The sequence below is a fragment of the Paracoccus salsus genome (assembly GCF_021556615.1).
GTDB classification, from domain to species: domain Bacteria; phylum Pseudomonadota; class Alphaproteobacteria; order Rhodobacterales; family Rhodobacteraceae; genus Paracoccus; species Paracoccus salsus.
In genome coordinates this window covers 24,781-36,132 of record NZ_JAKGGD010000011.1, presented here as the reverse complement: position 1 = coordinate 36,132, position 11,352 = coordinate 24,781, and the positions used below count along the sequence as shown (strand labels likewise).

Genomic DNA, 11,352 nt, shown 5'->3' with positions numbered 1-11,352 from the left:
GAAAGACCGATCAGGCCGATTTCGAACCCTTGCCGGGCTGATCGGACCCGCGCGCGTGGCGGGCCGTCCCGGCGGCCAGCCTGGCAAGGTTCGGCCGGCCTGACTTGATCTGCCGAGTCGCGATATAGATAATATATCTGTCGATACTGAGATCGTCGGATGCAAGCTCGTCCATCAGCTCCTGAAAGACGGCCAGGCTGGGCGAAACCACGGTCATGACATAGTCCATGCCGCCACCCGTGGCGATGCATTGGGTGACCTCCTCGATGTCACGGATGCGCGCCTCGAATCTGTCGAAGTCCGGTTTGCGGTGATGCTTCAGCGAGACGGTGACGATGACCTGGGTGAAATTCACGATCCGATCAAGTGCGATGTCGGCGTGATATCCGCGGATGAAGCCAGCGGCCCTCAACCTTGCGAGGCGTGCCCAGCATGGGGTCGGAGACAGGTTCACGATCTCGGCGAGCCTGGTCTTGCTGAGTTGGCCGTGTTTCTGAACGGCGCTCAGGATGCGGATATCGGTTGAATCAAGTCCGTGCTTTTCATTCATTTTCTCCTCACCTCGAAGCAAGGCGGCGTCGTGCGCCAACACGGCCCATGATGCAACCTCGGGCGCGACAAGGTCAATGCCGGTCCGTTCCCTCGCGACGGTCCCGCAGACTTCTCGCCATCCCGGCAATCCGGGGGCAGCCAGTGGGGTCCCTGTGGAACCGGAAACTGGCGATGTCCACGACAGGGACCATCGACACGCGGCGACCGGATCCGGCATGGACATGCCAGCGCTTGTGCTCTGGGATCGGCCAGGCAGAAGCCGATCTCATTCCCGGTGTCGCCGCAAGGCCCACCGGATCATGAAATCGGCTTCTCCGGGTGGCACAGCGGCGCGAGGGACGAACCCGGCAGCACGGATGGCCGGAACGGTTCAGGCCGCGTAGATCGGGAACCGGTCGCACAGATCCTTGACGTTCCGGCGGACCTCGGCCTCAACGCTTTCGTCACCCTCGGAGACCTGCGACAGAGAGCGCAGCACCTGCAGGATCATGTCGCCGATCTGCCGGAACTCGGCCTCGCCGAAGCCCCGCGTCGTCCCGGCCGAGCTTCCAAGCCGGATCCCCGAGGTCACGAAAGGCTTCTCGGGGTCGAAGGGAATCGCGTTCTTGTTGCAGGTCAGGCCGGCGCGCTCCAGTGCGATCTCGGCAGCCTTGCCGGTGACGCCAAGCGGGCGCAGGTCGCACAGCACCATGTGACAGTCCGTCCCTCCCGACACGATCCCGACGCCGCCGTCGGTCAGCGTGTCGGCCAGTGCGCGGGCATTGGCGACCACGCGGGCCGCATAATCCTTGAAGTCGGGGCTCAGCGCCTCGCCAAAGGCAACCGCCTTGGCGGCGATGACATGCATCAGGGGGCCGCCCTGATTGCCGGGAAACACGGCCGAGTTCAGCTTTTTCGCCAGCGTCTCGTCATTGGTCAGGATGATGCCGCCGCGCGGGCCGCGCAAAGTCTTGTGCGTGGTCGAGGTGGTGACATGGGCATGCGGGATCGGGTCGGGATATTCGCCCGCCGCGATCAGCCCGGCGTAATGCGCCATGTCCACCATCAGCCAGGCGCCGATCTCGTCCGCGATGGCGCGGAAGCCCGCGAAATCCATCTGGCGCGGATAGGCCGAAGCCCCCGCAATGATCAGCTTGGGGCGCTCTGCCAGGGCCCTCTCGCGGACCTTGGCCATGTCGATCAGCTGGTTGTCCGGCTCGACCTCGTAGGACACGACCTCGAACCACTTGCCCGACATGGTGACGGGCGAGCCGTGGGTCAGGTGCCCGCCATGCGCCAGCGAAAGCCCCATGATCTTGTCACCGGGGTTCAGCAGGGCCAGGAACACCGCCTGATTGGCCTGCGCGCCGGAATGGGGCTGGACGTTCACGTACGCCGCGCCGAACAGCTTTTTCAGCCGGTCGCGGGCGAGGTCCTCGACCTCGTCCACGAATTCGCAGCCGCCATAATAGCGCTTGCCGGGATAGCCCTCGGCATATTTGTTGGTCAGGACCGAGCCCTGGGCGGCCAGCACATCGCGGCTGACGATGTTTTCGGACGCGATCAGTTCGATCTGGTCCTGCTGTCGGCCCAGTTCGCGGCCGATGGCGGCGGCGATGGCATCGTCGGACAGGATCGGGTTCTTGGTGTCGAGCATGGGGGGTTCCTCCCTTGAAGCGATGCCGCCATGCAGACGGCCCCTTGCGGGCCACCGTGCACAGCATGGGGCGGACGGAATCAGAGACCGGCTTGCAGCTCGGCCTTTGTCAAAGCCATCAGGCCGAGGACATGCGGCAGGAAGCTGCGCCAGACATCCATCCGGAACTCTGTCGGGCCGTCGCGCCACAGGGTGACGGTTGCACTGTCATAGACGGTTCGGCAACCGCGACCCTCGGGCATGGCCTCGACATCGCGCGGGCAGCAGCTTGCCAGCAGGTCAAGAACCTGCGGTCCCGACAGGCGCAGCGTGATCTCGCGGTCGCTGATTTCGGTCAGGCTGTGGGGCGCGTCCGCATAGACAGAGGCGGCCGCTTTCGCCAGCGGGGCAGCCTCGGGTGCCAGGATCAGCCATTCGTCGGGACCAAGACACAGCGCCTCGCGACCGCCATCCGCCGTCCGGTCGCCGATCCCGCCGGGCAGGTCCAGCCCCAGCGCCTGCGCCAGCGCGGCACGCCCATCCGGGCGCACCCGCAGCGAAAACCGTGCCGCGGGCGCCAGTTCCTCGATCTGCACCGGGGCCGCCGTGAAGTCGTGTTTCTGGGTGTTCATCTCAACTCTCCTTACGCCTTCAACCGCGCGCCTTCGGGATCATAGAACACGGTCGAGGTTACCCTGGCCCGCCGCACGCCGTCGGGCATTGGAACATGCACCACCTCGCCCATCCGATCATGGCCGCCTTCGATCACCGCCATGGCGATCGGGTGTCCCAGCGTGGCCGATGCGTAGGACGAGGTCACGTGGCCGACCATCTTCATCGGCAAGGACTGGTGGGGGTCCAGCACGATCTGCGCGCCTTCCTCCAGCTGGCTGCCGTCCTCGGTCAGCAGCCCGACCAGCTGCTTGCGGCCCTTGCCGACGATGTCGGGGCGCGACAGCGACCGCTTGCCCACGAAATCGGGCTTTTTCTGGCCGATCGCCCAGGTCAGGCCGGCATCCTGCGGAGTCACCGTCCCGTCGGTGTCCTGCCCCACGATGATATAGCCCTTTTCGGCCCGCAGGACGTGCATCGTCTCGGTGCCATAAGGGCAGATGTCATGGGCGCGGCCGGATTCCATCAGCGCCTCCCACAGCTTCAGGCCGTGGCGCGCGGGCACGTTGATCTCGAAGCCCAGCTCGCCGGTGAAGGACAGGCGGAACAGTCGGGCAGGCAGACCCGCGACCGTGCACTCGGCGACGGACATGTGCGGGAAGCGGTCGTCCGACAGGTCCAGACCCTCGACCAGCGGCTCCAGCACCTTGCGGGCATTGGGGCCGTTCAAGGCGACCGTCGCCCACTGTTCGGTCGTCGAGGTCAGCCAGACATTCAGATCGGGCCATTCGGTCTGGAGATAATCCTCCATCATGTTCAGCACCCGGGCCGCGCCACCGGTGGTGGTGGTGACGTGGAACAGGTCATCCGACAGACGCCCGATGACACCGTCGTCGCGGATGAAGCCGTCCTCGCCCAACAGCAGTCCATAGCGGCAGCGACCCGCCGCCAGCCTGGTCCAGGGGTTGGTGTACATGCGGTTCATGAACTCGACGGCATCGGGACCCGCAACCTCGATCTTGCCCAGCGTCGAGGCGTCGAAGATCCCGGCCGAAGCACGCGTGGCCCGGCATTCGCGAGCCACGGCGGCATGCATGTCCTCGCCCGCCTTCGGGAAATACCACGCGCGGCGCCATTGCGCGACGGGTTCGAAGACCGCGCCATGCGCCTCGGCCCAGGGGTCGATGGGCGTCTTGCGGGTCAGCTGGAAGGTCTCGCCGCGCAGATAGCCCGCGAAGGCACCGAAGCTGGTCGGCGTGTAGGGCGGACGAAATGTCGTCAGCCCGACCTGCGGCGGCTGCTTGGCCAGCGCGTCAGCGGCGATCATCAGGCCATTGATGTTCGACATCTTGCCCTGGTCGGTCGCCATGCCGTTGGTGGTGTAGCGCTTGACATGTTCGATCGAGCGCATGCCCTCGCGCACAGCCAGCCTCAGATCCTTGGCGGTGACGTCGTTCTGGTAGTCGACGAAGGCCTTGGCCTTGCCGGGGCTGCGGTCGGTCGGCAGTTCCGTGTGGCTGACGCCGGTGCCGGGCCGGTCGTTCTCGACCGGAAGGTCGCGCGGCTGGGCGGTTCGGGACAACGCCTCGACGGCGGCCAGACCGGCCTTCACGCCGTCTTCCAGCACCGCTGCGTAACCCCACAACCCGCGCCCGGCGCCGGCGATGTGGCAGGCCTCGGTCTTGCGGTCGGGCAGGAACGTGTTGCTGTCCGCATCCCAGGAAAGCGAGCCCTTGGTGTGCGAGAACAGGTGCAGAGACGGCGTCCAGCCGCCCGACATCAGCAGCGCGTCGCAGGAAATCTCGCGCGATGCGCCGACCTTGTCGCCCTGCACCGGGTTGACGCGCACCGACTTGATCCGCAGCCGGCCCTTGGTGCCGGTCGCGCTGTGGCCCCGCAGCACCTCGATGCCGCGCTGTTTCGCAGCGTCGAGCAGATCCGTGCGGATGTCGCGGCGGGTGTCGATGACCGCGGCGATCCTGCTGCCTGCATCGGCCAGGTCGAACGCTGCATGATAGGCGCTGTCATGGCTGGTCAGCACGGCGACATTGTCGCCCACGCGGACGCCATAGCGGTTGAGATAAGTCTGTGCCGCGCCCGCCAGCATCACGCCGGGGCGGTCGTTGCCATCATACACCAGCGGCTTTTCCAGCGCACCTTGCGCCAGGACCACCTGGTTGGCGCGCACATGCCACATGCGTTCGCGCGGCGCATTGGCCGGCGGCGTGTCCAGATGGTCGGTCAGACGCTCGCACAGGGCCACGAAGTTCTGGTGATAATAGCCGATGGCGGTCGTCCGGGTCATCAGCCTGACCCCCAGCGCACGCAGTTCGGACAGCTTGTCGTCCAGCCATGCCCATGCGCCCTGGCCCTCGATCTTCACCGCCGGGTCGGACAGCAGCGCGCCGCCCATCTCGGGGTTCTCATCGACCAGCACGACGCGCGCGCCCGATCTTGCCGCAACCAGCGCCGCCGCGATTCCGGCCGCACCGCCGCCGACGATCAGAAGATCGGTGTGCAGATTGCGAGAGGCATAGCGGTCGGGATCGACCTCGGTCGGCGACTTGCCAAGACCGGCGGCGTTCCGGATGAACGGCTCGTAGACTTTGTCCCAGAAGCTTTTCGGCCACATGAAGGTCTTGTAATAGAACCCGGCTGAAAACAGCATGTAGGCCCGGTCATTGATGGCGCCCAGGTCGAACGACAGGCGTGGCCATTTGTTCTGGCTTTCCGTGACCAGCCCCTTGCGCAGCTCCTGCACCGTTGCGCGGGTGTTGGGCTCGAACCGGCCGGGGCCACGGGTCGTGCCGATCAGGGCGTTGGGTTCTTCCGAACCGGCCGTGACGACGCCGCGCGGGCGGTGATACTTGAACGACCGGCCCATCAGGTGGACGCCGTTGGCAAGCAGAGCCGAGGCAACGGTATCGCCGCGCAGCCCCTGGTAGGTCTTGCCGTCGAAGGTAAAGCTGACCGTCGCGCCGTGATCGACGCGGCCACGTCCAGTGATGCGATAGCGGCTCATTCGGCGGCCTCCTTCACGGCGCTCAGGTCGGGACGGGCTTTACCCGCCTTGTAGGTGGTCAGGAAACGGTCGCTGACGGTATCGCGCGCCGCGTTGAAGAAACGTCCGCAGCCGTGGATATGTCTCCAGCGTTCGAAATGTGTGCCGCGTGCATTGGTGCGGATGAACAGGAAATCGCGCCATTCCTCATCCGACAGCGTCGAGGGATCGGCGGGCCGGGCGATATGGGCTTCGCCTGCATAGGCAAATTCGGCCTCGGGCAGGGTTTCCTCGCAATAGGGGCAGTGGATCAGCAGCATGTGCGTGGCTCCTCAGTGCGCGACGGCGGCGGCGGCGGCTTCGTCGATCAGCCGGCCGGTGGTGAAGCGTTCAAGCGTGAAGGGGGCGTTGATCGGGTGCGGTTCGTCCTTCGCAACCGTCCAGGCCAGCGTGTGGGCCGCGCCCGGGGTGGCCTTGAAGCCACCGGTGCCCCAACCGCAGTTCACGTAGAGCCCCTTGACCGGGGTCTTGCCCAGGATGGCCGAGCGGTCGGGGGTCACGTCAACGATGCCGGCCCATTTGCGCAGCATCCGCATCCGGGTGAAGATCGGGAACACCTCGCAGATCGCCGCGACCGTATGCTCGATCAGCGGCAGACCGCCCCGTTGGGAGTAGCTGGTATACTGGTCGGTGCCCGAGCCGATCACCAGCTCGCCCTTGTCGGACTGGCTGAGATAGGCATGGACCGTGTTCGACATGACCACGCAGGGGAAGATCGGCTTCACCGGCTCGCTGACCAGTGCCTGCAGCGGATAGCTTTCCAGCGGCAGCCGCACGCCGGCGCTGTCCATCACCACGCTGGTGTGGCCAGCGGCCGAGACCGCGACCTTTTTGGCCTTGATGAAGCCCTTGGCCGTGTCCACACCTTCGACTGCGCCATCGGCGCCGCGACGGATGGCGATCACGGGGCAGTTCTGGATGATGTCCACGCCCCGCGCCGCCGCCGCCCGGGCATAGCCCCAGGCAACCGCATCGTGACGTGCCGTGCCCGCGCGCATCTGCAACGCCGCGCCCATGACCGGATAGCGCGCGTCGGGCGAGATGTTCAGCGGCGGGCAGAACGCCTTGGCCTCTTCCTTGCTCAGCCAGCGATTGTCCACACCGTTCAGCCGGTTGGCGTGGATGTGACGCTGGAAGGACTGCACGTCATGGACGTTATGCGCCAGCATCATCACGCCGCGCTTGGAATACATGACGTTGTAATTCAGCTCCTGGCTGAGATTGTCCCACAGATCCAGCGCGTGATCGAACAGCCGCGCGCTTTCGTCATAGAGATAGTTCGAACGGATGATGGTGGTGTTGCGGCCGGTATTGCCACCGCCCAGCCAGCCCTTGTCGATCACCGCGACATTGGTGATGCCGTGTTCCTTGGCGAGGTAATAGGCCGCGCCGAGGCCGTGTCCGCCGGCGCCGACGATCACCACGTCGTATTCGGCCTTGGGCTGGCTGTCGGGCCACTGCTCGCGCCAGCCCTTGTGACCGGTCAGCGCGTTCTTCAGCAGCGACATGGCAGAGAAATGGGTCATGGCACGTGTCCTTGCGGGCGATTCCTGCGTTCGACGGGACACTGACAGACCAGGGCCTTGCGCCACTGGATCATTGCGCCAGGAGGATGTTACAATTGCGTCATGCGCGCCGCGACCTCATCCGAATCCCCCCTTTTGCGTGTCGGCTTCGTGCTGGCGCGGCGTTTTACCTTGTCGGCTTTCGCGAATTTCATCGACGTTCTGCGACTGGCCGCGGACGAAGGCGACCGTTCCCGTCCGATCCGTTGCACCTGGCGGGTGATCGCGCCCAGCTCCGATCCGGTTCGTTCCAGCTGCGGCATCGCCGTCTCTCCCGAGGAGAGGCTGGGCGATCCGTCGCGCTTCGACTACATCGTGGTGGTCGGCGGGCTGATTGACGAGATCGAGCGGCTGAATCCCGACTATACACTCTTCCTGCACCGCGCAGCCCAGATGGGGGTGCCGCTGATCGGGGTTTGCACCGGGGCATTCATCCTGCACCGCGCCGGGCTGATGGACGGCTATCGCTGCTGCGTGAGCTGGTTCCACCACAACGACTTCCTGGAACAGTTCGAAGGGCTGCACCCTGTGTCGGACCGGATATTCGTTGTCGACCGCGACCGGCTGACCTGTTCGGGCGGCGCCAGTTCGGCCCATCTGGCAGCGTTTCTGGTCGACCGCCATATCGGCAAGGCCGCAGCGCAGAAAAGCCTGCATATCATGATCATCGACACCGCAATGGCCGCCGATGAGCCGCAGCCCGGCCTGCCGCTGGAGCTGAAGACCGATGACCCCCTGGTGCGCCGCGCGCTGCTGATCCTGCAACAGAACATGGACGCGCCGCTGACCGTATCGCAGATCGCCGCGCGGCTTCAGGTCAGCCGCCGCAAGCTGGAGCGGCACTTCGGCTCTTCGCTGGGGGTCGCGCCGTCAGAGGCATTCCTGCTGGTGCGCCTGTCGCAGGTGCGGCTGCTGCTGTCGAGGTCGGATCGCACCATCAGCCAGATAGCGGCCGAAACCGGGTTCTGCGACGCCTCGCACCTGATCCGCGTCTTTCGCGATCGCACCGGCGTCACCCCCGAAACCTGGCGGCAAACCGTTCCGGCGCCCGCGCTGTCCTGACCGGGCGCCGGCACGGTTTGGCGCTAACAGGTCCGTGGCGTCGCGCCGATCTGACGAACCACATCCGCGATCTTCACATCCTGGCGTTCAGCCACTCTTGCCCAACGTGGGCCGTCCGCCTGCTGGGATAGTTCATCCCGTATCACGGAGAACGACGAGGATGGCAGGCAGACGAGAGAATGGCCGAGCTATTGGGCTCCCGCCGCCCACAGCGCCCCGCGCCGGATTATCTCGGTCACTTGCGGGACCTTGAGATCATCGAGTTCGTGTCCGATGGAACAATAGAACACCCGCCCTTTGTCCCAGCGCCGTTTCCAGACCACGGGGATCACCGTGCCCTCGATCCACCACAGGTGATCGCCGGAAAAGGTCGTGGTGGCGAGAACCTCATTCGACGGGTCCACCAGCATGTAATATTGCTCGGAAGTGAGGCGGAAGCTCTTGATGCCCTGCACGATCGGGTCGTCGGGTTTGCAGATCGTCACATCGTAATCGATGTAATCCTCTCGGGGCTGCAGATTGTCAGGCCATCCGGGCGGATGCGCCACGAACTGCCCGCCGATCAGGAAGTGATAGGTGGGCCGGTCGCGGAACGCGTCGCCCATATGGCCATGCCAGCCTGCCAGGCCGCAGCCCCTGCCGACGAGTTGCAAGAGGCCGTCCTCCTGCGGTTTGGTCATGTTGCCGAACTCTTCCCGATGGCCGGAACGCGCCGAGGACCAGATCGGCGTGATCAGGTCAAGATCGGCAAGATCGTCCGGCTGTTCCAGTGGCTGCAGCGTGTCGTAGACATCCACCTTAAACCCGTTGGCTTCCAGCAGGCGGCGATACCATTCGGCGAAATCGCTGGGCGTGTGGCCTTCCCAGCCGCCGACGAACAGGGCAGCTTTCATGATGTTTCCTTTCGCATGAAAGGCAGGATCGAGGCCATGTCACGATCGGCATAGCCTCTGGCCTCGGCCTCTCTCAGTTTCTTCAATGTGGTCAGGCCCTGCGGCATGGCGGTGCCAAGATCACGGGCCAGCCTGGCGGCAAGTTCCATGTCCTTTCGCGCCAGTGCGACGGTGAAGGTCACGTCATGCGCAGCCTCGTCAAGATAGAGCGGGCGGCGGTATTTCAGCATCGGGGCACAGGCCGCGCTGGCCTCGATCACGTCAAAGGCCAACCCGGAATCGATGCCCGCCGCTTCGGCCAGCGTCATGGCTTCGGCCAGCGTCTGGTTCAGCCCATGGATCAGGGAATTGACAGCCAGCTTCATGACCGCGCCTGTGCCGGGCTTCCCGAGACACAGCGTCTGCTTGCCCATCGCGTCGAAAAGCGGGGCCATGGGGGCCGCCTGCTGGGCCGTGCAACCCGCCATGATCAGAAGCTGCGCATCATGGGCGGCCTGCGTCGCGCCGGAGACCGGGGCGTCGATAACCCGAGTGCCCTCTGGTGCCCGGGCGATCAGCCAGCCGATATGGTCGGGGCTCATCGTGCCCATCTCGATATAGGTGCGGGCCGATCCGGCGAAGAGCCCCGTCGGGCCGCCATGCACCGACTCTGACGAGGCGTCGTCTGCAAGCATGGTGACGATCACATCGGCATCATTCGAAAGCTGGCTCAGCGTCTCTGCCACGGCGCAGCCCAATTGCGCAGCCAAGGCCTGCGCCTTGTCCGGCGAGCGGTTCCACAGGGTCAGATCATGGCCCGCGCGCGCCAGATTGCGTGCCATGGGGCCGCCCATTCGGCCCAGCCCGGCAAAGCCCACACGCATCAAGATGCCCTCCTGTCAGAATCAACCGATATGGACCGCAGCATGGTCGTCTTCCCCTGCCGTGCGAACAGGCTGAGGCGCTTGGGAAAACGGAACAAGGTGAAACATGTCCGTTTTGAATGTTGGCGCGTCCATTTCGAACAGCCTTAGCATCCTCTGCGACGCGCGGCCTGATCGGTCGGTCGCCTTCCGCCTGCGGACCGCGTCGCTTCAGGGTCGCACCGCGCAAGCCCCGTCTATCGCGACGCGGCGCGCACGGAACTCCGCTGTTCGCCCAGACCGGCGATGCCGAGGGTCACGACCTCTCCGCCCTGAAGGAACCGCGGCGGCTTCTGGCCCATGCCGACACCCGGGGGCGTCCCGGTCGAGATGACATCCCCGGGCTGAAGACTCATGAAACGGCTGCAATAGGCGATCAGGTGCGGGACCTTGTAGATCAGGGTCGATGTGTTGCCCGATTGCTGGCGGACACCGTCGACATCGAGCCACATCTCAAGATCGTCCACATCCGCAACCTCGTCCGGCGTCACCAGCCAGGGCCCGGTCGGCCCGAAGGTGTCGCAGCCCTTGCCCTTGTCCCAGGTGCCGGCGCGTTCAAGCTGGAATTCGCGCTCGGACACGTCATTGATGACGCAGAACCCGGCGACATGATCCATGGCCTTCGCCTCGTCGATGTAAACGCCCGGCTCGCCGATCACCACGCCAAGCTCGACCTCCCAGTCCGTCTTGACGGAGTCGCGCGGGATCTGGATTGGATCGTTGGGGCCGCAGACGGCCGAGGTCCACTTGTTGAAGATCACCGGCTCGGGCGGGATGGGCATGCCGGCTTCCGCGGCGTGATCGGCATAGTTCAGCCCGATGCAGATGAACTTGCCGATCTGCCCGACGCAGGCGCCAAGCCTCAGATCCTGCTGCGGGGTGCCTTCGACCAGCGGCAGGGAATCGACGTCCAGATCGCGCAGGGCGTTCAGACCCGCCCGCCGCAGGACCGGGCCCGCGATGTCGGCCACCGCACCCGAAAGGTCTCGTACCCGGCGCGATGAGTCGAGCAGGCCGGGTTTCTCGGCACCGGGCTTGCCGTAACGAAGCAATTTCATCGTCTTTTCCAATCCGTCAGAGGGTCTGGCCG

At 65.3% G+C, this 11,352-nt stretch carries 10 protein-coding genes; 1 reads left to right on the top strand and 9 read right to left on the bottom strand.

Annotated elements, in window-relative coordinates; translation table 11 throughout:
- Positions 1-10 precede the first annotated feature (10 nt).
- From L1965_RS15360 to L1965_RS15335, 6 genes are all read right to left on the bottom strand, one after another.
- Complete coding sequence (locus tag L1965_RS15360; protein ID WP_235757317.1) at positions 11-550, bottom strand: Lrp/AsnC family transcriptional regulator; 540 nt, start codon at positions 548-550, stop codon at positions 11-13.
- A 372-nt stretch (positions 551-922) separates the two neighbouring features.
- A complete protein-coding gene (gene glyA, locus L1965_RS15355; protein WP_235757316.1) occupies positions 923-2,188 on the bottom strand; it encodes a serine hydroxymethyltransferase in 1,266 nt (421 codons plus the stop codon).
- Between the two features lie 80 nt (positions 2,189-2,268).
- The gene (locus L1965_RS15350; RefSeq protein ID WP_235757315.1) at positions 2,269-2,799 is read right to left on the bottom strand and encodes a sarcosine oxidase subunit gamma; all 531 of its coding nucleotides are present in this window, start codon (positions 2,797-2,799) and stop codon (positions 2,269-2,271) included.
- 11 nt (positions 2,800-2,810) lie between these two features.
- Entirely contained in the window at positions 2,811-5,801 is a 2,991-nt protein-coding gene (locus L1965_RS15345) for a sarcosine oxidase subunit alpha (protein WP_235757314.1), read from the bottom strand.
- On the bottom strand, positions 5,798-6,100 hold the full coding sequence (locus L1965_RS15340; RefSeq protein ID WP_235757313.1) for a sarcosine oxidase subunit delta: 303 nt from the start codon (positions 6,098-6,100) through the stop codon (positions 5,798-5,800). The genes L1965_RS15345 and L1965_RS15340 overlap by 4 nt, the downstream gene beginning before the upstream one ends.
- Positions 6,101-6,112: 12 nt before the next feature.
- Positions 6,113-7,366, bottom strand: coding sequence for a sarcosine oxidase subunit beta family protein (locus tag L1965_RS15335; protein WP_235757312.1), 1,254 nt, complete (start codon positions 7,364-7,366; stop codon positions 6,113-6,115).
- A gap of 102 nt (positions 7,367-7,468) precedes the next feature.
- Here L1965_RS15335 and L1965_RS15330 point away from each other — a divergent pair, with 102 nt between their 5' ends.
- A complete protein-coding gene (locus tag L1965_RS15330) occupies positions 7,469-8,467 on the top strand; it encodes a GlxA family transcriptional regulator (RefSeq protein ID WP_235757311.1) in 999 nt (332 codons plus the stop codon).
- A 188-nt stretch (positions 8,468-8,655) separates the two neighbouring features.
- On the opposite strand, the gene L1965_RS15325 is transcribed toward L1965_RS15330, so the two are convergent.
- From L1965_RS15325 to L1965_RS15315, 3 genes are all read right to left on the bottom strand, one after another.
- A complete protein-coding gene (locus L1965_RS15325) occupies positions 8,656-9,360 on the bottom strand; it encodes a ThuA domain-containing protein (protein ID WP_235757310.1) in 705 nt (234 codons plus the stop codon).
- Positions 9,357-10,223: an NAD(P)-dependent oxidoreductase gene (locus L1965_RS15320; RefSeq protein ID WP_277882983.1), complete on the bottom strand. Its 867-nt coding sequence runs from the start codon at positions 10,221-10,223 to the stop codon at positions 9,357-9,359. Before L1965_RS15320 ends, L1965_RS15325 begins: the two co-directional genes overlap by 4 nt.
- A 236-nt stretch (positions 10,224-10,459) precedes the next feature.
- Positions 10,460-11,320, bottom strand: a complete 861-nt coding sequence (locus tag L1965_RS15315; RefSeq protein ID WP_235757308.1) for a fumarylacetoacetate hydrolase family protein — start codon at positions 11,318-11,320, stop codon at positions 10,460-10,462.
- Between the last annotated feature and the right edge of the window lie 32 nt (positions 11,321-11,352).

What these genes read in the sequence shown, in the direction of transcription:
- L1965_RS15320 (WP_277882983.1), bottom strand. Translation starts at nt 10,223, where the DNA reads ATGCGTGTGGGCTTTGCCGGGCTGGGCCGAATGGGCGGCCCCATGGCA.
- glyA (WP_235757316.1), bottom strand. Translation starts at nt 2,188, where the DNA reads ATGCTCGACACCAAGAACCCGATCCTGTCCGACGATGCCATCGCCGCC.
- L1965_RS15350 (WP_235757315.1), bottom strand. Translation starts at nt 2,799, where the DNA reads ATGAACACCCAGAAACACGACTTCACGGCGGCCCCGGTGCAGATCGAG.
- L1965_RS15325 (WP_235757310.1), bottom strand. Translation starts at nt 9,360, where the DNA reads ATGAAAGCTGCCCTGTTCGTCGGCGGCTGGGAAGGCCACACGCCCAGC.
- L1965_RS15335 (WP_235757312.1), bottom strand. Translation starts at nt 7,366, where the DNA reads ATGACCCATTTCTCTGCCATGTCGCTGCTGAAGAACGCGCTGACCGGT.
- L1965_RS15360 (WP_235757317.1), bottom strand. Translation starts at nt 550, where the DNA reads ATGAATGAAAAGCACGGACTTGATTCAACCGATATCCGCATCCTGAGC.
- L1965_RS15330 (WP_235757311.1), top strand. Translation starts at nt 7,469, where the DNA reads ATGCGCGCCGCGACCTCATCCGAATCCCCCCTTTTGCGTGTCGGCTTC.
- L1965_RS15345 (WP_235757314.1), bottom strand. Translation starts at nt 5,801, where the DNA reads ATGAGCCGCTATCGCATCACTGGACGTGGCCGCGTCGATCACGGCGCG.
- L1965_RS15315 (WP_235757308.1), bottom strand. Translation starts at nt 11,320, where the DNA reads ATGAAATTGCTTCGTTACGGCAAGCCCGGTGCCGAGAAACCCGGCCTG.
- L1965_RS15340 (WP_235757313.1), bottom strand. Translation starts at nt 6,100, where the DNA reads ATGCTGCTGATCCACTGCCCCTATTGCGAGGAAACCCTGCCCGAGGCC.